Source organism: Pseudomonas reinekei (assembly GCF_001945365.1).
Taxonomy (GTDB): domain Bacteria; phylum Pseudomonadota; class Gammaproteobacteria; order Pseudomonadales; family Pseudomonadaceae; genus Aquipseudomonas; species Aquipseudomonas reinekei.
Genome location: NZ_MSTQ01000008.1, coordinates 95915 through 118025 on the forward strand (window position 1 = coordinate 95915; position 22111 = coordinate 118025).

Sequence of the window (22111 nt, forward strand, 5' to 3'; positions counted from 1 at the left end):
GGGCATGCTCATTGACGTAAATCGGGTTTATGATGCCCAACGGCAGAATAATAGAAGTCCCCCCAGGGATGAACTCGACCCCTTACGGAGCGCGCAATGCAGACTTTGTACCCGCAGATCAAACCCTACGCCCGGCATGATCTGGCTGTCGATGAAACCCATACGCTGTATGTCGACGAAAGCGGTTCACCGGAAGGTTTGCCGGTGGTGTTCATTCACGGCGGCCCGGGGGCCGGTTGTGATGCCCAGAGTCGTCGGTACTTCGATCCAAACCTGTATCGCATTGTCACTTTCGACCAGCGTGGTTGTGGTCGATCCACACCCCACGCGAGCCTGGAAAACAACACTACTTGGGATCTGGTCGCCGACCTCGAGCGCATTCGCAAACACCTGGGCATCGATAAATGGGTGCTGTTCGGCGGCTCCTGGGGTTCGACCCTGGCCCTGGCCTACGCGCAAACCCATCCGGAGCGCGTGCACGGTCTGATCGTGCGCGGGATCTTTCTCTGCCGTCCGCAGGAAATCGAATGGTTCTATCAGGCCGGTGCCAGCCGCCTGTTCCCCGATTACTGGCAGGACTACGTGGCGCCGATCCCGCTGGACGAGCGCGACGACTTGCTTACTGCCTTCCATAAGCGCCTGACCGGCAATGACCAGATTGCCCAGATGCATGCGGCCAAGGCCTGGTCGCTCTGGGAAGGCCGCACCGCCACCCTGCGCCCGAACCCGCTGGTGGTCGATCGTTTCTCCGAGCCTCAGCGCGCGTTGTCCATCGCCCGTATCGAATGCCACTACTTCACCAACAATGCGTTCCTCGAACCGAACCAGTTGATTCGCGACATGGGCAAGATCGCCCACTTGCCCGGCGTGATCATCCATGGCCGCTATGACGTGATCTGCCCGCTGGACAACGCCTGGGAGCTGCACCAGGCCTGGCCGAACAGTGAACTGCAAGTCATTCGCGACGCCGGGCATGCCGCGTCCGAGCCGGGCATCACCGACGCGTTGGTACGCGCTGCCGATCAGATGGCACGACGTCTGCTCGACCTGGCCCCTGACGAAGCATGAAGGGTTTGCTGCAGCGCGTGCGTGGCGCGCGGGTCGAGGTAGCAGGAGAGGTGGTCGGCGCAATCGATCAAGGTTTGCTGGTGCTGGTGGCCGTTGAGCCCGACGACACGCGGGCCAGCGCCGACAAACTTCTTAATAAGCTGCTTAACTATCGAGTGTTCAGCGACGCGGAAGGCAAGATGAATTTGTCCTTGGCGGACGTGGGCGGCGGGCTGCTGCTGGTCTCGCAGTTCACCCTGGCCGCCGATACCAAGAGCGGGTTGCGCCCGAGTTTCTCGACCGCCGCCCCCCCGGCCCTGGGCGAGGAGCTTTTCGACTATCTATTCGGCAAAGCGAAACAGGTGCATGGCACTGTGGCATCAGGTAGATTCGGCGCGGATATGCAGGTGCACCTGGTCAATGATGGCCCGGTAACCTTCCTGTTACAGACCTGAAAGCGCTTGAAACATCTTTTTAAGCGCATTTCGGCTGAAAACAGGCGTTTTTCCCAATAAATACTTTGTTACCCCTGATGCGTTGTAACGCGGCCTGCTAGATAATCGCGCGCTACGGGGATCAGCGTTCGTTGGTCCATTTTGACTTAGGTAGAGACTTGTCTGGATCCGATTGGGGAATCATTTTGCCCCAGCGGAGTCGGAACAATGCTCGCCAACTTGGCAAGAGTGGTCTGCGGGACCGGTTTTCATGTATCGGACACCGAACAGACCCTTTAACTGGCCGTTGGTTTTTTGATCTGTTTTCGGCGAGGGTTGCTCGTGATTGTTAGTCCCTGTAACGCACCAAAATTGTCTGCCAAACGGTTACGTAGCGCTCTGGTAGCGGGCTCCGCATTGCTCTGCCTGTTCAGCGCCGGTCAGCTCTGGGCATTCAATCTGGATGATGTATCGGTCAAGGCAAAAGAACTGGCCGGGCAGAAGTACGAAGCGCCGCGCAGTAACCTGCCGAATGAATTTCGCGAGATGAAATTCGCGGACTATCAGAAAATTCGTTTCCTGACTGAAAAGGCTGAATGGGCGGACCAGAAAACCCCGTTCAAGCTGTCGTTCTATCACCAGGGCATGCATTTCGACACTCCGGTGAAAATCAACGAAATCACGGCGAACACCGTCGAAGAGATCAAATACGACCCCACCCGGTTCGATTTCGGCGATCTCAAATTCGATCCTAAGGCCACTGAACAACTCGGCTATGCCGGTTTCCGTGTGCTGTACCCGATCAACAAGGCTGACAAGCAAGACGAAATCATGACCATGCTCGGCGCGAGTTACTTCCGCGTTGTCGGCAAGGGGCACGTCTACGGTTTGTCCGCTCGCGGGATGGCGATCGATACTGCATTGCCATCCGGTGAAGAGTTCCCGCGTTTCCGCGAGTTCTGGATTCAACGGCCGAAGCCGGGCGACAAGCATCTGGTGATCTTCGCGTTGCTCGATTCGCCACGTGCGACCGGTGCCTATCGCCTGACCCTGCGTCCGGGCAGCGACACCATTGTCGACGTCAAGGCGCAGATGTTCCTGCGTGACAAAGTTAGCAAGCTCGGCGTAGCGCCGCTGACCAGCATGTACCTGTTCGGCGCCAATCAGCCGTCGAAAGTGCTGAACTATCGTCGTGAACTGCATGACTCCAGCGGTCTGTCGATCCATGCCGGCAACGGCGAGTGGATCTGGCGCCCACTGAACAACCCGAAACACCTGGCCGTGAGCAACTTCTCGGTGGAGAACCCGCGCGGTTTCGGTTTGCTGCAACGTGGTCGTGACTTCAGCCACTACGAAGACCTCGATGACCGCTACGACAAGCGTCCAAGCGCCTGGATCGAACCGAAAGGCGACTGGGGCAAGGGCTCCGTCGATCTGGTAGAAATTCCGACCGCTGACGAAACCAACGACAATATCGTGGCGTTCTGGAGCCCGGAAAAGCTGCCGGAACCTGGTCAGCCGCTCGATGTCGCCTATCGTATGCACTGGACCATGGACGAAGCTTCGATTCACGCGCCGGACAGCGCCTGGGTCAAGCAGACCCTGCGTTCCACCGGCGACGTCAAACAGTCCAACCTGATTCGTCAGCCGGACGGTAGCGTGGCGTACCTGGTGGATTTCGAAGGCCCGTCGCTGGCGGCATTGCCGGCCGATGCGGACGTTCGCAGCCAAGTCAGCGTGGGTGACAACGCCGAGATCGTTGAAAACAGCGTGCGTTACAACCCTGAGACCAAAGGCTGGCGCCTGACCTTGCGCATGAAGATCAAGGACCCGAACAAGTCCACCGAAATGCGTGCTGCACTGGTGCGGCCTGTCGTGACGGCCGACCTGACCAAGTCTGCGGTCCCGGCGTCGAACTCGTCCGTTGCCAAGGCCGACAAAGTCGCCGCCAGGCAGCAGGAGAAAGCGGACAAGGAAGCCAAGCAAGCCGAGGCCAAACAGGCCGAAGCCAAGCCGGTTGCAGATGCCAAGGACAAGGCCAATAAAGACGCCACGCAGCCAGCCGCTGCTGACGCGGCCCCAGCCACACCGGAATCGGCGCCGACTGAAGAAGTCCTGACCGAGACCTGGAGCTATCAGTTGCCAGCCGATGAGTAATTCTCAAGTACAGCCAGAAACGCTCTCCGAGTATCTGGCGCATCTACCGATGACAGACCAGCAGCGCGCCGAACTCGCGGGCTGCAAGTCCTTCAGCGAGCTGCATGAACGCCTGTCGTCCTCCACGTTCGACGCCCCGACCGAAGCCGCCCAGGCTTCGGTGGGCAAGCGCCTGACCCTGAGCACCGCCGAAGAGCTGCAGGATGCCGAAATGCTGGCGCTCGACGCCAGTGGTCGCGTTTGCCTCAAGGCTACTCCGCCGATTCGCCGGACCAAGGTCGTGCCGGAGCCGTGGCGTACCAACATTCTGGTACGTGGCTGGCGCCGGATGACCGGTCGCACCAACCCGCCGAAGCCGCCGAAAGACGAGCGTGTCCTGCCGGCTGCGCGCTGGCGCACCGTGGGATCGATCCGTCGCTACATTCTGTTGGTATTGATGCTCGGCCAGACCATCGTCGCCGGCTGGTACATGAAAGGCATCATGCCGTACCAGGGCTGGTCCTTCGTCGACCTCGAAGAGGTCTTGCACCAACCGCTGCTGAAAACCGCCACGCAAGTGCTGCCGTATGCGTTGCAGACCAGCATCCTGATCTTGTTCGGGATTCTGTTCTGCTGGGTTTCGGCGGGTTTCTGGACCGCGTTGATGGGCTTCCTCGAGTTGCTCACAGGTCACGATAAATACCGCATCTCCGGCAAAAGTGCCGGCAACGAGCCGATTCCGAAGGACGCGCGTACCGCGCTGGTGATGCCGATCTGCAACGAAGACGTGCCACGGGTATTCGCCGGTCTGCGCGCTACGTTCGAATCGGTCGCGGCCACGGGTGACCTCGACCGCTTCGACTTCTTCGTCCTCAGCGACAGTAACGACGCCGACATCTGCGTTGCCGAGCAGCAGGCCTGGCTGGACGTCTGCCGCGAGGCCGGTGGTTTCGGCAAGATCTTCTATCGCCGCCGTCGCCGTCGCGTAAAACGTAAAAGCGGCAACCTCGACGACTTCTGCCGTCGTTGGGGCAGTGACTACAAGTACATGGTCGTTCTCGACGCCGACTCGGTCATGAGCGGTGAGTGCCTGACCAGTCTGGTGCGCTTGATGGAAGCCACGCCGGACGCCGGGATCATCCAGACCGCGCCGCGTGCGTCGGGCATGGACACCCTGTATGCGCGCATGCAGCAGTTTGCGACCCGTGTGTACGGTCCGCTGTTCACCGCCGGTCTGCACTTCTGGCAGTTGGGCGAATCGCACTACTGGGGCCACAACGCGATCATTCGTATGAAGCCGTTCATCGAGCACTGCGCCCTGGCGCCGTTGCCCGGTAAAGGCGCGTTCGCCGGTGCGATCCTGTCCCACGACTTCGTTGAAGCCGCGCTGATGCGCCGTGCCGGTTGGGGCGTGTGGATTGCCTACGACCTGCCGGGCAGCTACGAAGAACTGCCGCCGAACCTGCTGGACGAACTCAAGCGTGACCGTCGCTGGTGCCACGGTAACCTGATGAACTTCCGCCTGTTCCTGGTAAAAGGCATGCACCCGGTGCACCGTGCGGTGTTCCTGACCGGCGTGATGTCTTACCTGTCGGCGCCGCTGTGGTTCTTCTTCCTGGTGTTGTCGACGGCGCTGCTGGCGGTCAATACGTTGATGGAGCCGCAGTACTTCCTTGAGCCGCGTCAGCTTTATCCGCTGTGGCCACAATGGCACCCGGACAAGGCCATCGCGCTGTTCTCGACCACCATCGTGCTGCTGTTCCTGCCGAAGCTGTTGAGCATCATCCTGATCTGGGCCAAGGGCGCGAAAGAGTTCGGCGGCAAGTTCAAGGTGACCCTGTCGATGCTGCTGGAGATGCTGTTCTCCATGCTGCTGGCGCCGGTGCGGATGATTTTCCACACCCGTTTCGTACTGGCCGCGTTCCTCGGCTGGGCCGCGAGCTGGAACTCGCCACAGCGTGACGACGACTCCACGCCATGGAGCGAAGCGGTAAAACGCCACGGTCCGCAAACCTTGCTCGGCTTCCTCTGGGCTTTGCTGGTGATCTGGCTGAACCCGAGCTTCCTCTGGTGGCTGGTGCCCATCGTGGGTTCGCTGATGCTGTCGATCCCGGTCTCGGTGATCTCCAGCCGGGTCGGCCTGGGCCTCAAGTCCCGTGACGAGAGCCTGTTCCTGATCCCCGAGGAATACAACCCGCCGCAGGCCTTGCTGGCCACCGACCAGTACACCCACGAAAACCGCTGGCATGCACTGAACGACGGCTTCATCCGTGCGGTGGTCGACCCTCAGCAGAACGCCCTGGCGTGCTCGCTGGCGACCTCCCGTCACCGTCAGGCGGAACCGATCGAGTGGCTGCGCGTCGAGCGGGTACGGCATGCGATGAAAGTCGGGCCTGAAGGGCTGACCAACAATGAACGTGTGCAACTGTTGAGCGACCCGGTGGCATTGGCTCGCCTGCATGAGCAGGTCTGGCGCGAAGGTCACCAGGAGTGGCTGGGCGCGTGGCGCAAGTCGGTCACGGCCGACCCCCATGCACCGCTGCTGCCGCTCAAGCCCGTGAGCGTTCAGCCACAGTTGGCCTGATGAAAAAACCCGCGAAAGCGGGTTTTTTTATGATTGTTCACAAGAGGTGGGAACGATCCGCGTTAGGGAGAGCGCCAACTTCGCCGGAATTTCAGCGAACCCTACGTCGGTGAATGCGACAGTACCAACTTCATCAAAAACCTCCCGCACCAGATCTACGAAGACGGCACCTGCGATCGCATTCTTAGCAAGTGGTTCAAGAGCACCGAGTAGCCCAAGGACATGGAATAAGCTTGGCATTGCGCAGAATGCCAACGAGTTCCTGTCTCGCCTGTCCGGCGGCCAGCGCTTGGCGATTGCCCGGGCGCTGGCGATGGATCTGAGGGTTATGCTGTTTGGTGTGCCGACTTCGGCGCTGGATCCGGAGATTCGGTGAAGTGCTGGATGTCATGAAAAACCTGGCGGTGGAAGGCATGTCCATGGTCTGCGTAACTTAAGAACTGGACTTCGCCTGGGTGTGGCGGACCGGGTGATGTTTTCGATCGCGGCAAATTGCTGGAAGTCGCCCCGCCGACGGAGTTCTTCGATACACCGAAGGATCCGCGGGCGCAGGCGTTTTTGAGGCAGGTTTTGTGAAATAAGCGCCGCGACTGCGAACACGTTTATGTATCTATGAGCGGCGAGGGGTTACGGGTACCGTGAGGTGCGCTTCTTCAGTACGACAAATGATCTCTGCCCTTTTTAATGAGGAATATCAGGATCTGGGCGGTACGATCAGCTCAACAAAGTCAGATCGCACTCCACCCTCATACACACACCGAAGCTTCACTGTTAGCGTAAGTTGGGGCAATGAATCGACTATAGTAAGAAATTCTTGTAGCCCTTCTATGGGTATAGTCACCGGGAGTCCGACCACGTACCTGACAAAATCATAAGCAACGAGTTTCCCAGACTTGGCGAAAGGACGGGACCACGCAAAAGTAATACGCTGATCGTAAATGTTACTGACACGAAAGTTTCTAGGGGGATTACCTTCAAGGGGTTCGATGATGATCGACTCAGTAATGGAGGGGACGCCGTACCTGTTGATTGCCCAAACTTCGATGAGAAAGGTTTGGTTCAGTGGCAGGCCGACAAATTCATAGCTGCTCGCGGATGCAGATACCAGCCCTGGTGGCGCCTCGTCTATTGAAACAGCATAGCTTACTACATCCGCGCTTGACGAGCGAGCCCAGCCGATAATGGTGCCAGCTGGTGTGCGTGCCTGTACTTTTAAGTTCTGCACAGGATGTGGGGGGGTGGGGTTGAAGGTAAAATTATAGGTGCTGGTCTCGCCGCGTTCACCTGCAAAAAAAGCGATGTACGCTTCTATCGTAGTTGGACGGTTTACGCTGCCAACCAAGAACCGTTTCGGCACCTTGCCCTCTTCATGAATGCCTGCATAAAGAAATCCATCGACTTTGTATTCATACGAAATAGTACGATTTGGGGCTTCAATTAAATCCCATGAAATATATCCGGTGTAAGTATCTGAATTTTCTTCGATTTCTCTGATATCCAGTTTTGGGTTCAGTAATTTTGTGGGGGGCGGTTGGATAACTAATTCTGTGTGTTCAGAAAACATTCCATTGACGTCTTTGGCTCTGACCTTTGAATAGTGCTGTTGACTTGTGGCGAGGTTGCTGAAAATTATTTTTAATTCGGAAGTGAATTGCGGTGCTTGATTATCAATGCTGACTTCGTAGCCCGCTATTCCAGCGGCGTCAAATGAAGCTTTCCACTCTAATTCAAGAGCAGTGAGCCCGAGCTTTGAGATACGGAAATTTTGTGGGGCTGTTGGAGGTATTACGTCCTGAATCAGTATAAAGGGTACTGAGAAATCCGATTTTTAATCAATGGTATTAACAGACCTGACTTTAAAAGAGCAATTACTTAATGGGAAATTCTTTTCTCGGTGAGGAATGTTATAGGTGGAGAAAAGAAAGTCGTTACCGTTAAATATTTCGTATTTTCGAATGCCAATGTTGTCGTCGCCACGTTCCCAATTGAATTCAAGCGTATTTTGAAAGTTCGCCTCATTAATTTTTTTGACAATCAGGTTCTTTGGGGTCGTAGGTGGCAGCGTATTGGCAGCCCGTTGCTTATTGAGTGCGATGCATTTATCTGTCACGCTAATAATCGTTTCGTTTTTCTCGACGAAATCGACCAATATAATGTTTCCGTTTTGTTTTCCGGGGCTAAATGTTTCTACTCTTATAGGGTGGTGGGGCGGTAATAGCTTAGGTCCTCTGTTATCTCGTGCCGCGGCGCTTAATACCCAATAAGCTTCAAGTGGCGGCGACAACATTGACTCAACAACAAGTTTTTCGATGGCTTCTTCGCTGTCATCTAAATTCCAATAATAATGGATAAGACTCCATAATTGCTCTCTTTGCACCCATTCGGGTTTCCAGGTTTGCGGGGTGCCGTGATCGAAGGCAAGAATAATACTACGTGACGGGTAAAGTTTACGGATGTCGTTGATGGTAAGGTCATGGGCCGTTTTGGGAATGAGAAGATTTTTAATCGGATTGAAATAGGGAAGGCAGCGTTCAAGGCTGTCTGGCCATTTATTTTTGTCGTAATGACGAAAGTTGAGTATGACTATTTCGCGCGGATTGGCGGTTACGAAATTTTTTACGTCCCTGATGAGGTGTTCCAATCGCCTTCCTGCCTTGGCAAGGCCATGATTGAATTGGAATACCTCATAAAACCTAGTAATGGGGCTGTGGTTTCCGGTGGTTTTTTATAACTGTCGTCAAGCAGGCGCAAATCGAGAAAACGAGCACCGGCGGCAAGTTGTTGCGGGAATGAGTTAATCTGGCACGCGCCCCAGTCTTCCCATGGCCCCCAAGTCCCACTCTTGTCAACCCCGGAATTGTGGGCGCCAGGTATAGCGAGTTGATACAGCTTGAGGTGTGAAATTTCAGTTTCAAGGTCAGTCATCCAACGGCTGTAATTTGCTGTTGGTTCTGTTTCTGAGGTGGTCGAAGCTTCGATGGGATCATTGCTCATGATTGGGTGCTCCGGAAGGACGGAACTTAATCATGAGCTGCTTTATATTGGGCCGTAACTATCAGAACTGTTAGTTGCAGTGGTTGGATTTCTGTTTAATGTTAAAGGGTTTTCCTCGAGTCTCACGAGTGTAATGGAGGCACTAAAAGGTGGCCGGCGCTACGGGTGCCGACCACTCACGTTCCAAGCAGCATCAGATGTTTTCCAGACTGCAAGCCTGTTCAAACCCTGAACCGCCCCACCAGCATCTGCAAATGCGTCCCCAACCGCGCCAGCTCAACGCTGGACGCCGCCGTTTCTTCGCTCGCCGCGGACGTCTGATCCGACACATCCCGCACGTTCAGCACGCTGCGGTTGATCTCTTCCGCCACGGCGCTCTGTTGCTCGGCAGCGGCGGCGATCTGCTGGTTCATCGCCTGGATCGCTGACACCGTGCGGGTGATGCTTTCCAGCGAGCCACCGGCGCGGCGGGTCAGTTCGACGCTGCTGTCGGTCAGGGCGCGGCTGTTGTCCATGATAGTCGACACTTGCTGTGTGCCGTTTTGCAGGCCGACAATCAATTCCTCGATCTCTTCGGTGGACTTCTGGGTGCGCTGCGCCAGGCTGCGGACTTCGTCGGCGACCACGGCAAAACCGCGTCCGGCTTCACCGGCACGGGCGGCTTCGATGGCGGCGTTGAGCGCCAGCAGGTTGGTTTGCTGCGCCACGGACTTGATCACGTCGAGCACGCTGCCAATCTTGTCACTTTCGCGCTTGAGCTCGCCCATGGCTTCGGTGGAGTTGCCGACTTCCTTGGCCAGGCGCTCGATCTGGGCGATAGCTTCGCCGACCACCTTGTCGCCCTCACGGGCCTGTTGGTCAGCGGCAACGGCGGCCTCGGAGGCTTCCTCGGCGTTGCGCGCGACTTCCTGCACCGTGGCGGTCATTTCGTTCATGGCGGTGGCCACCTGGTCAGTCTCGACCTTCTGGCTGTTGACCCCGGCGCTCGTCTGCTCGGTGACCGCCGACAATTCTTCAGCGGCGCTGGCGATCTGGGTGACACCATCGCTGATACCGCCGATCAGTTCGCGCAGACCCTGGGTCATGCTCTGAATGGCGCGTTGCAACTGGCCCAGTTCGTCCTGGCGTTTGGAGTCCAGGTTGTGGGTCAGGTCACCGGCAGCGATGCGCTCGGCGACTTTGAGGGTCTGGTTCAGCGGAATCACGATCTGCCGGGTGATGGCCCAAGCGGCAAACAGACCGAATATCAGTGCCAGGACGGTGGCCAGCATCAGCATGTACTTGGCGTGTGCCACATCGGTGTCGCGCACAAGCGTTTGCGAGACCGTGAGTTTGTTGCTCGCCTGCAACAGAATCTCGCCTTGGGCCGCCATGCGCTTCAAGGCTTCGGCGCTGGCCACCTGGGAATCACGGTACTGACTGACCGCCGCGCGGTAAGCCTTGAGCGAGTCGGTGGCTTGTTGCAGGTTGGCGATGTGTTCTTCCGGCAGTTTGGCCGGCAGGCTTTCGAGGTTCTTCAAGGCATTGTCGATCGCGTCGAGGGCGGGTTGCTCGGCCTCGCTCTTGCCGCTGTAGGTGTAGCCGCGTACCTGGAAGCGTGCTTGCTGGATCAGTTTGCTCAGCTCGATCACGCTGTTGAAGGCTGTCACGCTGTCGCCTTGCAGCATGGATTTCTCCACTTCAGCGACCTTGGCTACGGCGTTGTCAGCCGTGGCGCCGAGTTTACTGCGGGCATCTTCACGAAGGACGCCGGCCTGGATCATGGCCGCGAAGGCTTGCTTGTACTGGCTGAGGGCGGCCAGTTGCTGGTCGATCATGGCAATGTCGGCAGGCTGTTCGATCATCTGGCGAGCAGCTTGCAGGCTACTGTCGATCTTGCCCAACAGGTCATTGACGGCACCGGGGCCTTGTTCACCGCGATGGGTTTCGTAGTCCAGGCGAGCGATGCGCAGGTCTTTGGTCAGCCCGTTGATCTCGGATATGAAGCCGAGTTTATCGCCACGACTGGTCACATCGCTCAGACCGGTCCAGCCGGTAAAGGTGATCAGTAAGGTCAGCAGCAGCACGAGACCGAAGCCGACGCCCAGCTTGCGGTTTACGCCTACGTTTCCCAGCTTATCGGCCAGCCATTGGTACATGCTGAATCTCCCTCGGACCATGCATTGGTTTTATGGGAGGTATATCGGCAAGTGAGTGGATATCTGTAGAGGCGACCCGATATGCGGGGAGGCAGGTTTACCTGTGGCGGGGTTAGAAGAGGCGTGCCAGCAGTGCTGTAACGGCGGTTTCGACGCGCAGGATACGGTCCCCCAGTTGCACCGGTTGCAGGCCGGATTTGCCGAGCAGGTCGATTTCGTAAGGAATCCAGCCACCCTCGGGGCCGATGGCCAGGGTCACCGGTTCGCTCAGTGCGCGGGGGCAGGGCGGGTAGTTGCCCGGATGGCCCACCAGACCGAGGGTGCCTTCGGTAATCGCCGGCAGACGGTCTTCGACGAAGGGTTTGAAGCGTTTCTCGATGACAACTTCCGGCAGCACACTGTCCCGCGCCTGTTCGAGACCGAGGATCAGCTGCTCGCGAATCGCTTCCGGTTCCAGGAACGGCGTCTGCCAGAAGCTCTTCTCGACGCGATAGCTGTTCACCAACACAATCCGTGGCACACCCATGGCCGCCACGGTCTGGAACACCCTACGGAGCATTTTGGGACGTGGCAGGGCCAGCACCAGGGTCAGTGGCAGCTTGGCCGGTGGTGGCTGGTCGAGAGTGACGCGCAATTCGGCTTCAGTGGCATCCAGGCGCAGCACTTCGGCCGAACCCATCAGTCCGCCGATGCGGCCGACGCGCATGCTGTCGCCGACCTCACAGCGGTGAACTTCCTGCATGTGGGTCAACCGCCGGTCACGCAGGATCACCCGGTCGGCCGCAATGAAATCGGCCTCTTCGAGAAGCAGCAGATTCACGCTTGGGTCGCTGGCGGCTGGTCGTTGTGATCGTCAGCCGGTTGATCGTCCGCGTGTTCGCCACGTTTGCTGATCATGCTGGCAAACAGGATGCCGACTTCAAACAGCATCCACATCGGTACGGCCAGCAGGGTCTGCGAGAAGATATCCGGAGGGGTCAGGATCATGCCGACCACGAAGCAGCCGATGATCACGTACGGACGGATTTTTTTCAGGTATTTGACGTCGACCACGCCGATCCACACCAGCAACACAACGGCCACCGGAATCTCGAACGCCACGCCGAAGGCGAAGAACAGCGTCATGACGAAATCGAGGTAGCTGGTGATGTCGGTCATCATTTCCACGCCGGCCGGGGTGGCGGCGGCGAAGAACTTGAAGATCAGCGGGAACACCAGGAAGTAGGCGAATGCCATGCCGGCATAGAACAGAAAAATGCTGGAGATCAGCAAAGGCACGGCGATGCGTTTTTCGTGCTTGTACAGGCCGGGTGCGATGAAGCCCCAGATCTGATGCAGGATCACCGGGATCGCCAGGAACAGCGACACCATCATCGTCAGTTTCAGCGGCGTCAGGAATGGCGACGACACGTCTGTGGCGATCATTGTCGCGCCGGCCGGCAGGTAAGCCCGCAGCGGCGTCGAGACAAAGGTGTAGATCTGCTGGGTAAAAGCGAACAACCCGGCAAAAATGATGAAGATCGCCGCTACACAGCGCAGCAGGCGGGTACGCAACTCGGTGAGGTGCGAAACCAGCGGCATGTGCTGGTCGTTTTCTGGGAGATCGCTCATGGGGCTCGCGGCGGCAATGTTGGGTCATGAGGGGCCGGCGCAACGGGCGCAGCCGCAGGTGTAACGGGTTCAACCGCAGGGGTTGCAGCAACAACGGGCGCAGGCTCGACAGCCGCAACTGCAGGGGCCGGTGTTGGCGCGGCGGCAGGGGCGGGTGCGTGAATCGTCTGCTCACCCACGTGCTCGACCGGTGTTGGCTCCTGCTGGGTCGGCGAGAAGATCTTCCGCGCCTCCTGCTCAAGCGACAGGATGTGTTCGTTGTGCAGTTGCCGGCGAATTTCGTCGGCACCGATCTCACGTTCAACTTCCTGTTTGATCGCATTGAAGCTGCGCTTCAGTCGCCCGACCCACAGGCCGGCGGTGCGCGCTGCGCCCGGCAGGCGCTCAGGACCCAGCACCAGCAGGGCGACGAGGCCGACGAGCAGCAATTCAGAGAAGCTGATACCAAACATTAGTCAGTGCTCACACGTCTTTGCGGATCGGCTCTTCGACTTTCTGCGCCTGCACGTCAATGGTGTGCGGCTGATTCACGGACTGTGTGGTCTGTGGCTGAGCAGACGGAACCGGTTGGGCCGGGGTGACGGTCGGATCGGCCGGCTTTTCGTCATCGTTCATGGCTTTGCGAAAGCCCTTGATCGACTCGCCGACGTCAGTGCCGAGGTTTTTCAGCTTCTTGGTGCCGAACACCAGTACGACAACAACCAGAATGACGACCCAGTGTTTCCAGTCAAAAATGCCCATGTTGCTGCTCCTCTCTAGTCGTTATTCAGGCGGACGGGCGCGAGGCTTTCTCGGCGTGTCCGGACAGACCGAAACGACGGTCCAGTTCATCGAGTACAGCCTGAGGATGCTGCCCCAGTTGGGCGAGCATGACCATGCTGTGGAACCACAGATCGGCGGTTTCGTAGATCACATCGCTGCAATCACCGCTGATGGCGGCGTCCTTGGCGGCGATGATGGTTTCGACCGACTCTTCGCCGACTTTTTCCAGAATCTTGTTCAAGCCCTTGTGATACAGGCTGGCGACATACGAACTGTCCGCGGCGGCGCCTTTGCGCTCTTCCAGTACCTCGGCCAGTCGGGTGAGAGTGTCACTCATGTTTGTGTCCTGCGGAATAGATGGCGTGCGGATCTTTCAGAACCGGGTCGACGGTGGTCCAGTCGCCGTTCTCATAGACGCGGTAGAAGCAACTCTGGCGGCCGGTATGGCACGCGATGTCGCCGATCTGCTCGACCATCAGGATGATCACGTCGGCGTCGCAATCCAGACGCATCTCATGCAGGGTTTGCACATGGCCGGACTCTTCGCCCTTGCGCCACAGCTTGCCACGAGAGCGGGACCAATAGATCGCGCGATTCTCGGCAGCGGTCAGTTCCAGTGCTTCGCGGTTCATCCAGGCCATCATCAGGACGCGCCCGGTCTTGTGATCCTGGGCAATCGCCGGCACCAGGCCGTCAGTGTCCCATTTGATCTCGTCCAGCCAGTTTTTCATCTTCGGTTCCTGAAAAGCAGCTACAAGCTTCGAGCTTCAAGCCGCAAGTAAAAGCCAGTGCGCTTCGGTCTTTCATATTGTGCAACGCCTGGCTACCGGCGTGAATTAAACATGAGTGCTAACAACATCGCTTGAAGCGTGCAGCTTATAACTTGCCGCTGATTGATGCTATCGACGAACGACCAGATACAAACCGACCGCCATCATGATCCCGGCCGGCCAGTAGGCCAGTTCGTTCAACGGCCCGCCCGCGGCGAGGAGGGCGCCACCGGCGAGATGCGCCGTGCCGAGCAGGCGCAGGAACCAGTCGTCGCGACGTCGGTGCCACGGTGGCGGCGGGTCGTAGGCGTGGGGTTGGGACATGCGTTCGAGCAGGTCGCGGGCCATGTTGGCCAAGTGCGGTAGCTGTTCGAACTGGCTCTGCACGTTGCCGATCAAAGCTTTGGGGCTGACCCTTTCGCGCATCCAGCGCTCCAGGAATGGCTGCGCGGTGTTCCACAAATCGAGGTCCGGGTACAACTGACGGCCCAGGCCTTCAATGTTCAGCAGGGTTTTCTGCAACAGCACGAGCTGCGGCTGCACCTCCATGTTGAAGCGGCGAGCGGTCTGGAACAGGCGCATCAGCACCTGGCCAAATGAAATATCCTTTAACGGTTTTTCGAAGATCGGCTCGCAAACGGTGCGGATCGCCGCTTCGAACTCGTTGAGCTTGGTTTCCGCCGGCACCCAGCCCGAATCGATGTGCAACTGCGCCACGCGGCGGTAGTCACGCTTGAAGAAGGCGAACAGGTTACGCGCCAGGTAATCCTGGTCTTCCGGCGTCAGGCTGCCGACGATGCCGCAGTCGATCGCGATGTATTGCGGGCTCCACGGGCTCACGGTGCTGACGAAAATGTTGCCCGGGTGCATGTCGGCGTGGAAGAAACTGTCGCGAAACACTTGGGTGAAGAAGATCTCCACGCCGCGTTCGGCGAGCATTTTCATGTCGGTGCGCTGGTCGGCCAGGGTCGCCAGATCGGTGACCTGAATGCCGTAGATGCGCTCCATCACCAGCACTTTCGGGCGGCACCAGTCCCAATAGACTTGCGGCACGTACAGCAGCGGCGAACCTTCGAAATTGCGTTTCAACTGGCTGGCATTGGCCGCCTCGCGCAGCAGGTCGAGTTCGTCGTAGATGGTTTTTTCGTAGTCCTGAACCACGTCCACCGGGTGCAACAGGCGGGCGTCGGCCGAAAGTTTTTCAGCGGCGCGGGCAAGGATGAACAACCACGCCAGGTCCTGGGCAATCACCGGCTTGAGGCCTGGGCGGATGACTTTGACCACGACTTCTTCGCCGGTTTTCAGCTGCGCGGCGTGCACCTGCGCCACCGACGCCGAGGCCAGCGGTTCGACGTCGAAACGGCTGAACACTTCGCTGATTTTCTTGCCCAGCTGTTCTTCGATCAGCTTGACCGACACCTGCGAGTCGAAGGGCGGCACACGGTCCTGCAGCTTCATCAGTTCGTCGGCGATGTCTTCGGGCAGCAGGTCGCGGCGGGTGGACAGGATCTGTCCGAACTTGATGAAGATCGGCCCCAGGTCCTGCAAGGCCAGGCGCAATCGCGCGCCACGGCTCAGGTCCAGGGTCTTGCGCGGGAACCAGCGCCACGGCAAGGCATAACGCAGCGCTCGCAAGAACCAGGGCAGCGGCAGGGCGAACAGCAGGTCATCGAGGCGGTAGCGGATCACGACGCGCTGGATGCGCAACAAACGGCGGACGGCAAGCAGCTTCATGCGTTATCGCTTGGGTCGAGGGATCGGGAAAGGCGCTCGAAACGCGCCTCGAGACGTTCCAGATCAAGTTTGATCCGGTCCAGTTCACTGAAACGGGCTTCGGCTTCGCGCTGACCGACGAGGGTGCGCGATTCTTCGGCCAGGTATTCGCCCAGGTTCTGGCCCAGGCTGGCAAATCCTTGCTGATACCAGCGGGCGCGGCTGCGCAGGTGGCCGCCGACCAGTTGCGTGGCGACGGGGCCGAGCCAGCGCGAGAGTTCGTACTCCCAGTCCAGCTCCAGGTCCTGAAGAATCGCCGCCAGTTCCAGCAGCACGCCGCTGTCGCCGTCGAGTTCGACTTCCGGTGCGTGCAGCACCGCCGTCTTGTCCTTGCTCATCGCCAGTTTCAACAGGCTTGAGGCCGGTGCACGCAAGGTGCAGTCGGCGCCGGTTTCCCACTGGGAAGCGAGCATCAGGCCTTCGTCGCTGGGCAGGATGAACAATTGCAGCGCCGGGCTGCGGCAATCGACGGCAATCACTTTACCGGTCAAATGCGCGAGCCGCGGCAGCGCCGTGCTGTCGAGACGAAGCACCCGGTTCAGGCCGAGTTCAACGCTGGCGAGCAGGCCGGCGAGCAACATCAGGGCTTGATGCCGCGGTGCAGGGCGACGATGCCTGCGGTCATATTGTGATAGGTCACGCGGTCGAAACCGGCCTCGACCATCATCGACTTCAGGGTTTCCTGATTCGGGTGCATGCGGATCGATTCGGCCAGGTAGCGATAGCTTTCCGAGTCGTTGGTGATCAGCTTGCCCATCAGCGGCATGAAGGCGAACGAGTAGGCGTCGTAAGCCTTGGACATCAGCGCATTGGTCGGCTTGGAGAATTCCAGTACCAACAGGCGACCGCCCGGCTTGAGCACACGCAGCATGGAGCGCAGGGCGTCTTCCTTGTGCGTGACGTTGCGCAGGCCGAAAGCGATGGTCACGCAGTCGAAATGGTTGTCCGGGAACGGCAGCTTTTCCGCATCGGCCTGGACGAACTCGACGTTGCCCGCCACACCCAGGTCCAGCAGGCGGTCACGACCGACCTTGAGCATGGACTCGTTGATGTCGGCCAACACCACCTGGCCGGTCGGGCCGACGAGGTGCGAGAATTTTTTGGTCAGATCACCGGTGCCGCCGGCGATGTCGAGCACGCGGTTGCCGGTGCGAACGCCCGATAGTTCGATCGCGAAGCGCTTCCACAGACGGTGCATGCCGCCCGACAGAAGGTCGTTCATCAGGTCGTACTTGGCGGCTACCGAGTGGAAAACCTCAGCGACTTTTTCCGCTTTCTGGCTTTCCGGAACGTTTTTGAAGCCGAAGTGAGTGGTGGGTTCGGCATCGCTGCCTTTGCGCTGATCAGTCATATCGCTGTCACCAAAAGAGAATGCGCGACATTCTAATCCCCAAGGGATGCTTTGTCTTGGCAAGGCTGAAGGTAAGATGGATCACCCTCGGGACGTTTTGCCGCAGCAGCGGTCAAGATTTACCGTACAAGCATTCACAAAACAGGAGTCATTCGATGGCCCGTATCAGTGTTGAACGTGCCCACGGCCTGGGTAAGGACGCGGCGCGCGCGAAGGCCGACAAGCTGGCGCAGAAACTCAACGAGCAATATGGCCTGGAGCCTCAGTGGTCGGGTGACACGCTGAACCTCAAGCGCTCGGGCGTGAAAGGCGCGGTGCATGTCAGTGACGATTTGATCAAGGTCGATGTGGAACTGGGCCTGATGATGTCGGCCATGAGCGGCATGATCAAAGCGGAAATCGAGAAGGCGCTGGATAAAGCGTTGGTCTGATCTCCGGTTGAATACGGTCCCCTGTGGGAGCCAGCCTGCTGGCGATAACGTCCTGTCAGTCAGCGTCTTTGTGACTGTTACATCGCTATCGCCAGCAGGCTGGCTCCCACATTTTGTTTTGTGGTGCGCCCAAGCATTTATGTCATTTGTTAGGGTGCCGTTTCTAATTTTTCTCCCTACTTTGTGCCAGAGCCCGACACTTTTCCCGGGCAGTTCCTCAAACCTTCTGCGCGTGAGGTGGACCATGGCCAACGTTATTTTGAAGAAAAAAATCGACGCATCGACCAGTGCGCTGGGCGACGTCAAATCCTATGCCCGCAAGGTCTGGCTGGCAGGCCTGGGTGCCTACGCCAAGGTGGGCCAAGAGGGCAGCGATTACTTTCAAGAGTTGGTGAAAGCTGGCCAAACTGTTGAAAAGAAAGGCAAAAAAGTGGTCGCTGAGAAGCTCGAAGCGGCCAATGCCGAGATCGACGACGCCAAGAATGAAGTCACTACATTCAAGGGCAAGGTCGAAGTTCAACTCGACAAGGTCGAGAAGGCGTTCGACACGCGTGTCGCAAGTGCCTTGAATCGTATCGGCATTCCGTCTAAACATGACGTTGAGACACTCTCTGCTAAGCTCGATGAGCTGACGGCATTGCTCGAACGTGTCGCGCGTAAATCTTAAGGAGAACGGGATGGCTGTTAAAAAGAACACCGAAAAAGAAGGCAGCTCGTGGATCGGGAAGGTCGAAGACTACTCCCGGAAAATCTGGCTGGCTGGTTTAGGCGTGTACTCGAAGATCGACACTGACGGCAGCAAACTCTTCGATGCATTGGTTAAGGACGGCGAGAAAGCCGAGAAGCTCACCAAGAGCGCCGTTGGCAAAAAAGTCGACGCCGCCAAGGACTCCGCTTCTTCGGCCAAATCGCGCATCAGCGGCGTGAAAGACCGCGCACTGGGCAAGTGGGATGAGCTCGAAGGCGCTTTCGACAAGCGTCTGAACAGCGCCATTTCGCGTCTGGGCGTACCGAGCCGCAACGAAGTCAAGGCACTGCACAGCAAGGTCGATACCCTGACCAAGCAAATCGAAAAACTCACCGGTGCCAAGGTTGCGCCAGCAGCGGCGAAAACCGCAGCGGCCAAACCGGCTGCAAAAACCGCGGCTAAACCGTTGGTAAAAGCTGCAGCCAAACCTGCTGCCAAGCCAGCGGCCAAAACGGCTGCCGCTAAACCTGCAGCTGCCAAGCCAGCGGCCAAACCAGTCGCTGCCAAAGCGGCTGCCAAGCCGGCCGCCAAGGCAGCCGCCAAACCGGCCGCAAAAACCGCCGCAGCTAAACCTGCAGCCAAGCCAGCGGCCAAACCGGCTGCTGCGAAGAAGCCAGCGGTGAAAAAGCCGGCGGCTCCAAAAGCTGCCGCCAAGCCAGTAGTGGCAGCGGCCAAACCGGCAACCCCGGCAGCCGCTCCGGTCAGCGCATCGAACTCCGCGACTGCACCGACCCCAGCTGTCACCCCGACTGCCGCGCCGGCTTCGTCGACGCCAACCAGTCAGTCCTGATTCTCAGGGCTCAAGAAAACGCCCGGCCTGCCAAGGTCGGGCGTTTTTGTTTGTGCGTCATTTTGAAAACACCACAAACTCCATGTGGGAGCGAGCCTGCTCGCGAGCAGGGATTGATGTGATCAGCGCTACTCGTGTACTTCCAGGTATTGAAGGGCCAGTTGTTCTGTCGCGGCCTTGATCGGCGGCAACAGGTGCGGCGCCACCAGCATCATGATCTGGTAAACCACCAATCGTACTTCTCCCTCTCGATCGAGAATCCGCTGATAGTCCAGCGAGAACAGCAGCGTCATGGTGATTTGCTCCACCAACTGCCCCAGCGCTTGCGTTTCACTGACCAATAACCCCTGAGCCTGCAAGCGCGCCAGCAACGAGGCCAACGTGCGCTTGAGCGCATTGAGTAAATTGCGAATGCCCTTGGCCAGTTTCGGCAGGCGCCCGGCAAGGTTCGACAGGTCTTGGAACAGAAAGCGGTAGTGGGCCAGGCGTTCGACGATCAGGTGCAGGAACAGCCAGTAATCCTCGGGAGCCAGTTCGACGTCCGCCGGTGGGTCGAGCAGCGGGGCCAGCTCGGCCTGAAAACGTTCGAACAACCCGAGAATCAGTGGCTCCTTGCCGTGGAAGTGGTAGTAGAGGTTGCCCGGGCTGATGCCCATTTCATTGGCAACTTCCATGGTGGAAACGTTCGGTTCACCCTTCTGATTAAACAACAGCAGGGCACATTCGAGGATGCGGTCGCGGGTTTTCATCCAGTCTTCTTAATGTTCGGGTCCTGCCACGGCCGACATCGACCGTGGTTCGTTTGAACGTCAGCGCACGCGCACGTAAGTACCGGGCGCCGCCTCCATCGGTGGATAGTTCTGGTTGCCGAGGGCCATGTGGGTTTCCTTTTGCGCCCCGGAGCGTTGCTGTATCCAGTCCAGCCATTGCGTCCACCAACTGCCATCGACACGCTTGGCGTCGTAGTACCAGGCCCGTGGGTCGCTGCTCAGCTTGCCGTTCTCGACGTAGTTGGCTTTCGGGTTGCTCGGCGGGTTGAGGATGCTCTGCACATGGCCACTGTTGGACAGCACGAAGCGGCGCTCGCCACCCAGCAGCAACGTCGAGCGATACACCGCATCCCACGGCGTGATGTGGTCGTTGATCCCGGCGACGCTGAAGCTGTCGACGGTGACCTTCTGCAGGTCGATCGGCGTGCCGCACACTTCAAGGCCGCCCGGATGGCTCAGCGGGTTGTGCTTGAAGAAGTCCAGCAAGTCGCCATGCAGGGCCGCCGGTAGACGCGTGTTGTCGTTGTTCCAGTAGAGAATGTCGAACGCGGGCGGCTCCTTGCCCAGCAGGTAGTTGTTGACGAAGTAGCTCCAGATCAAATCATTGGGCCGCATCCAGGCGAAGACCTTGGCCATGTCGCGGCCATCGAGCACGCCTTTTTGATAGGAGCGACGTTTGGCGGCTTCGAGGGTCTGTTCGTCGGCGAACAGGGTCGCCGGGGAATCCAGCTGGCTGTCGAGCAGGCTCACCAGATAGGTCGCGCTGGAGACACGGCGCAATTGTCGCTTGGCTTGCAGGTGACCTTGCAGCGCGGCGATGGTCAGTCCGCCGGCGCAGGCGCCCATCAGGTTGACCTCGCGGGCGCCGGTGATCGCGCGGCAGACATTCAGGGCTTCTTCGACCGCTTCAACGTAAGTCGACAGGCCCCATTCGCGATGGCGCACATCCGGGTTGCGCCAACTGATCATGAAGGTTTGCAGGCCGTTCTTGAGCGCGAACTGGACGAAGCTGTTATGCGGGCTCAAATCGAAAATGTAGTACTTGTTGATTTGCGGCGGCACCACCAGCAGCGGTTTGGAATATTGCTTTTCGCTCATCGGCTTGTACTGGATCAGCTCCAGCAGCTCATTGCGAAACACCACGGCGCCTGGGGTGGTGGCGACGGTCTTGCCGACCTCGAATGCCTGCCTGGTGACCTGCCGGGGCAAGCCGTCGTTGTGCAGCAAGTCGTCAACCAGATGGCTGATCCCGCGCACCAGGCTGTTGCCGCCGGAGTTGAAGATTTCCTTGATCGCCAGCGGGTTGAGCAGGCTGTTGGACGGCGACACGGCATCGTTGAGCAAGGCGAAGGCAAAGTGCGCGCGGGCGCGATCGTCCGGGCTCATGTTGCTTTCGTCGATCCAGCTTTTGACCTCTTTCTGCCAGGCCAGGTAGGCCTGCAGGCTGCGACGATAAAACGGATTGAGGCTCCAGGCCGGGTCGGCGAAACGACTGTCGTGGGGGTTGGTCGGGTGCAGGGTATCGCCCAGCAATACGCGGCCCAATTGCCCGCCTAGTTTCAAGGCGTGCCGAGCGGTGTGCAACGGGTTGCGCAAACCATGGGCGGCAACGCTGCGCAACGTCGAAATCAGATCCCGGCCGCGCAGACCGGTAATCGCACTCTGTGCGTTGATGAACGCGGCGGGAGTGGGCAACGAGTCCCTCGCTGGTTTGTCACGCATCAGTCAACACTCCTTCGTCTTCAGGCCAAAAACAAACACACCGAACCAGA

The 22111-nt window shown here is 58.6% G+C and carries 22 protein-coding genes and 2 pseudogenes; 8 read left to right on the plus strand and 16 right to left on the minus strand.

What is annotated here, in order from left to right:
- Positions 1 to 96 precede the first annotated feature (96 nt).
- The 5 genes and pseudogenes from pip to BVK86_RS29370 form a co-directional block, all read left to right on the plus strand.
- Positions 97 to 1068: a prolyl aminopeptidase gene (gene pip / locus BVK86_RS15225; RefSeq protein WP_075947203.1), complete on the plus strand. Its 972-nt coding sequence runs from the start codon at positions 97 to 99 to the stop codon at positions 1066 to 1068.
- Positions 1065 to 1502 carry a D-aminoacyl-tRNA deacylase gene (dtd, locus tag BVK86_RS15230; RefSeq protein ID WP_075947204.1) on the plus strand — a complete coding sequence of 146 codons (438 nt, stop codon included), beginning with the start codon at positions 1065 to 1067 and terminating at the stop codon, positions 1500 to 1502. The genes pip and dtd overlap by 4 nt, the downstream gene beginning before the upstream one ends.
- Before the next feature lie 321 nt (positions 1503 to 1823).
- Entirely contained in the window at positions 1824 to 3638 is a 1815-nt protein-coding gene (locus tag BVK86_RS15235; protein ID WP_075947205.1) for a glucan biosynthesis protein G, read from the plus strand.
- Entirely contained in the window at positions 3631 to 6201 is a 2571-nt protein-coding gene (gene mdoH, locus BVK86_RS15240; RefSeq protein WP_075947206.1) for a glucans biosynthesis glucosyltransferase MdoH, read from the plus strand. The genes BVK86_RS15235 and mdoH overlap by 8 nt, the downstream gene beginning before the upstream one ends.
- 229 nt (positions 6202 to 6430) lie before the next feature.
- Positions 6431 to 6777: pseudogene (locus BVK86_RS29370) on the plus strand (ATP-binding cassette domain-containing protein); the annotation flags it as partial.
- Between the two features lie 118 nt (positions 6778 to 6895).
- Here BVK86_RS29370 and BVK86_RS15255 read toward each other — a convergent pair.
- From BVK86_RS15255 to ubiE, 14 genes and pseudogenes are all read right to left on the minus strand, one after another.
- Complete coding sequence (locus BVK86_RS15255) at positions 6896 to 7765, minus strand: fibronectin type III domain-containing protein (RefSeq protein ID WP_075947208.1); 870 nt, start codon at positions 7763 to 7765, stop codon at positions 6896 to 6898.
- A gap of 264 nt (positions 7766 to 8029) precedes the next feature.
- Positions 8030 to 8842: a PI-PLC domain-containing protein gene (locus tag BVK86_RS29375; RefSeq protein WP_139315773.1), complete on the minus strand. Its 813-nt coding sequence runs from the start codon at positions 8840 to 8842 to the stop codon at positions 8030 to 8032.
- A complete protein-coding gene (locus BVK86_RS29380) occupies positions 8818 to 9195 on the minus strand; it encodes a hypothetical protein (protein WP_139315774.1) in 378 nt (125 codons plus the stop codon). Before BVK86_RS29380 ends, BVK86_RS29375 begins: the two co-directional genes overlap by 25 nt.
- Positions 9196 to 9416: 221 nt before the next feature.
- Positions 9417 to 10280: a methyl-accepting chemotaxis protein gene (locus tag BVK86_RS30535; RefSeq protein ID WP_425272398.1), complete on the minus strand. Its 864-nt coding sequence runs from the start codon at positions 10278 to 10280 to the stop codon at positions 9417 to 9419.
- Positions 10272 to 11354 (minus strand): annotated as a pseudogene (locus tag BVK86_RS30540) (methyl-accepting chemotaxis protein); the annotation flags it as partial. The pseudogene BVK86_RS30540 and the gene BVK86_RS30535, both read right to left, overlap by 9 nt.
- Positions 11355 to 11445: 91 nt before the next feature.
- Complete coding sequence (locus BVK86_RS15275; RefSeq protein ID WP_075947212.1) at positions 11446 to 12153, minus strand: 16S rRNA (uracil(1498)-N(3))-methyltransferase; 708 nt, start codon at positions 12151 to 12153, stop codon at positions 11446 to 11448.
- A complete protein-coding gene (gene tatC, locus BVK86_RS15280) occupies positions 12150 to 12944 on the minus strand; it encodes a twin-arginine translocase subunit TatC (RefSeq protein WP_075947213.1) in 795 nt (264 codons plus the stop codon). The genes BVK86_RS15275 and tatC overlap by 4 nt, the downstream gene beginning before the upstream one ends.
- Positions 12941 to 13396: a Sec-independent protein translocase protein TatB gene (tatB, locus tag BVK86_RS15285; RefSeq protein ID WP_075947214.1), complete on the minus strand. Its 456-nt coding sequence runs from the start codon at positions 13394 to 13396 to the stop codon at positions 12941 to 12943. The genes tatC and tatB overlap by 4 nt, the downstream gene beginning before the upstream one ends.
- Positions 13397 to 13406: 10 nt before the next feature.
- Positions 13407 to 13685: a twin-arginine translocase TatA/TatE family subunit gene (locus tag BVK86_RS15290; RefSeq protein ID WP_075947215.1), complete on the minus strand. Its 279-nt coding sequence runs from the start codon at positions 13683 to 13685 to the stop codon at positions 13407 to 13409.
- Positions 13686 to 13710: 25 nt separating this feature from the next.
- Positions 13711 to 14043, minus strand: coding sequence for a phosphoribosyl-ATP diphosphatase (locus BVK86_RS15295; protein WP_008047820.1), 333 nt, complete (start codon positions 14041 to 14043; stop codon positions 13711 to 13713).
- Positions 14036 to 14437: a phosphoribosyl-AMP cyclohydrolase gene (gene hisI, locus BVK86_RS15300; RefSeq protein ID WP_075947216.1), complete on the minus strand. Its 402-nt coding sequence runs from the start codon at positions 14435 to 14437 to the stop codon at positions 14036 to 14038. The genes BVK86_RS15295 and hisI overlap by 8 nt, the downstream gene beginning before the upstream one ends.
- A gap of 168 nt (positions 14438 to 14605) precedes the next feature.
- Positions 14606 to 16210, minus strand: a complete 1605-nt coding sequence (ubiB, locus tag BVK86_RS15305; protein ID WP_075947217.1) for a ubiquinone biosynthesis regulatory protein kinase UbiB — start codon at positions 16208 to 16210, stop codon at positions 14606 to 14608.
- The gene (locus BVK86_RS15310; RefSeq protein ID WP_075947218.1) at positions 16207 to 16830 is read right to left on the minus strand and encodes a ubiquinone biosynthesis accessory factor UbiJ; all 624 of its coding nucleotides are present in this window, start codon (positions 16828 to 16830) and stop codon (positions 16207 to 16209) included. Before BVK86_RS15310 ends, ubiB begins: the two co-directional genes overlap by 4 nt.
- Positions 16830 to 17600 (minus strand): bifunctional demethylmenaquinone methyltransferase/2-methoxy-6-polyprenyl-1,4-benzoquinol methylase UbiE, encoded by a 771-nt coding sequence (ubiE, locus tag BVK86_RS15315; protein WP_007948968.1) that lies wholly within the window; start codon positions 17598 to 17600, stop codon positions 16830 to 16832. The genes BVK86_RS15310 and ubiE overlap by 1 nt, the downstream gene beginning before the upstream one ends.
- A gap of 155 nt (positions 17601 to 17755) precedes the next feature.
- Between ubiE and BVK86_RS15320 the strand changes: the two genes are divergently transcribed.
- The 3 genes from BVK86_RS15320 (at position 17756) to BVK86_RS15330 (ending at position 19569) form a co-directional block, all read left to right on the plus strand.
- Complete coding sequence (locus BVK86_RS15320; protein ID WP_075947219.1) at positions 17756 to 18031, plus strand: polyhydroxyalkanoic acid system family protein; 276 nt, start codon at positions 17756 to 17758, stop codon at positions 18029 to 18031.
- 244 nt (positions 18032 to 18275) lie between these two features.
- Positions 18276 to 18698, plus strand: a complete 423-nt coding sequence (locus BVK86_RS15325; protein ID WP_075947220.1) for a phasin family protein — start codon at positions 18276 to 18278, stop codon at positions 18696 to 18698.
- A 10-nt stretch (positions 18699 to 18708) separates the two neighbouring features.
- A complete protein-coding gene (locus BVK86_RS15330; RefSeq protein WP_075947221.1) occupies positions 18709 to 19569 on the plus strand; it encodes a phasin family protein in 861 nt (286 codons plus the stop codon).
- A 128-nt stretch (positions 19570 to 19697) separates the two neighbouring features.
- On the opposite strand, the gene BVK86_RS15335 is transcribed toward BVK86_RS15330, so the two are convergent.
- Positions 19698 to 20318: a TetR/AcrR family transcriptional regulator gene (locus tag BVK86_RS15335; RefSeq protein WP_075947222.1), complete on the minus strand. Its 621-nt coding sequence runs from the start codon at positions 20316 to 20318 to the stop codon at positions 19698 to 19700.
- 60 nt (positions 20319 to 20378) lie between these two features.
- Positions 20379 to 22061 (minus strand): class II poly(R)-hydroxyalkanoic acid synthase, encoded by a 1683-nt coding sequence (gene phaC / locus BVK86_RS15340; protein ID WP_075947223.1) that lies wholly within the window; start codon positions 22059 to 22061, stop codon positions 20379 to 20381.
- Positions 22062 to 22111: the final 50 nt, after the last annotated feature.

Excerpts from the sequence above, each read along its gene's own strand:
- BVK86_RS15320 (WP_075947219.1), top strand. The coding sequence starts at position 17,756 with ATGGCCCGTATCAGTGTTGAACGTGCCCACGGCCTGGGTAAGGACGCG.
- BVK86_RS15255 (WP_075947208.1), bottom strand. The coding sequence starts at position 7,765 with ATGTTTTCTGAACACACAGAATTAGTTATCCAACCGCCCCCCACAAAA.
- BVK86_RS15295 (WP_008047820.1), bottom strand. The coding sequence starts at position 14,043 with ATGAGTGACACTCTCACCCGACTGGCCGAGGTACTGGAAGAGCGCAAA.
- hisI (WP_075947216.1), bottom strand. The coding sequence starts at position 14,437 with ATGAAAAACTGGCTGGACGAGATCAAATGGGACACTGACGGCCTGGTG.
- BVK86_RS15290 (WP_075947215.1), bottom strand. The coding sequence starts at position 13,685 with ATGGGCATTTTTGACTGGAAACACTGGGTCGTCATTCTGGTTGTTGTC.
- BVK86_RS15325 (WP_075947220.1), top strand. The coding sequence starts at position 18,276 with ATGGCCAACGTTATTTTGAAGAAAAAAATCGACGCATCGACCAGTGCG.
- BVK86_RS29380 (WP_139315774.1), bottom strand. The coding sequence starts at position 9,195 with ATGAGCAATGATCCCATCGAAGCTTCGACCACCTCAGAAACAGAACCA.
- BVK86_RS15310 (WP_075947218.1), bottom strand. The coding sequence starts at position 16,830 with ATGTTGCTCGCCGGCCTGCTCGCCAGCGTTGAACTCGGCCTGAACCGG.
- mdoH (WP_075947206.1), top strand. The coding sequence starts at position 3,631 with ATGAGTAATTCTCAAGTACAGCCAGAAACGCTCTCCGAGTATCTGGCG.
- BVK86_RS15330 (WP_075947221.1), top strand. The coding sequence starts at position 18,709 with ATGGCTGTTAAAAAGAACACCGAAAAAGAAGGCAGCTCGTGGATCGGG.
- dtd (WP_075947204.1), top strand. The coding sequence starts at position 1,065 with ATGAAGGGTTTGCTGCAGCGCGTGCGTGGCGCGCGGGTCGAGGTAGCA.
- pip (WP_075947203.1), top strand. The coding sequence starts at position 97 with ATGCAGACTTTGTACCCGCAGATCAAACCCTACGCCCGGCATGATCTG.
- BVK86_RS30535 (WP_425272398.1), bottom strand. The coding sequence starts at position 10,280 with ATGACCCAGGGTCTGCGCGAACTGATCGGCGGTATCAGCGATGGTGTC.
- ubiE (WP_007948968.1), bottom strand. The coding sequence starts at position 17,600 with ATGACTGATCAGCGCAAAGGCAGCGATGCCGAACCCACCACTCACTTC.
- phaC (WP_075947223.1), bottom strand. The coding sequence starts at position 22,061 with ATGCGTGACAAACCAGCGAGGGACTCGTTGCCCACTCCCGCCGCGTTC.
- ubiB (WP_075947217.1), bottom strand. The coding sequence starts at position 16,210 with ATGAAGCTGCTTGCCGTCCGCCGTTTGTTGCGCATCCAGCGCGTCGTG.
- tatC (WP_075947213.1), bottom strand. The coding sequence starts at position 12,944 with ATGAGCGATCTCCCAGAAAACGACCAGCACATGCCGCTGGTTTCGCAC.
- tatB (WP_075947214.1), bottom strand. The coding sequence starts at position 13,396 with ATGTTTGGTATCAGCTTCTCTGAATTGCTGCTCGTCGGCCTCGTCGCC.
- BVK86_RS15335 (WP_075947222.1), bottom strand. The coding sequence starts at position 20,318 with ATGAAAACCCGCGACCGCATCCTCGAATGTGCCCTGCTGTTGTTTAAT.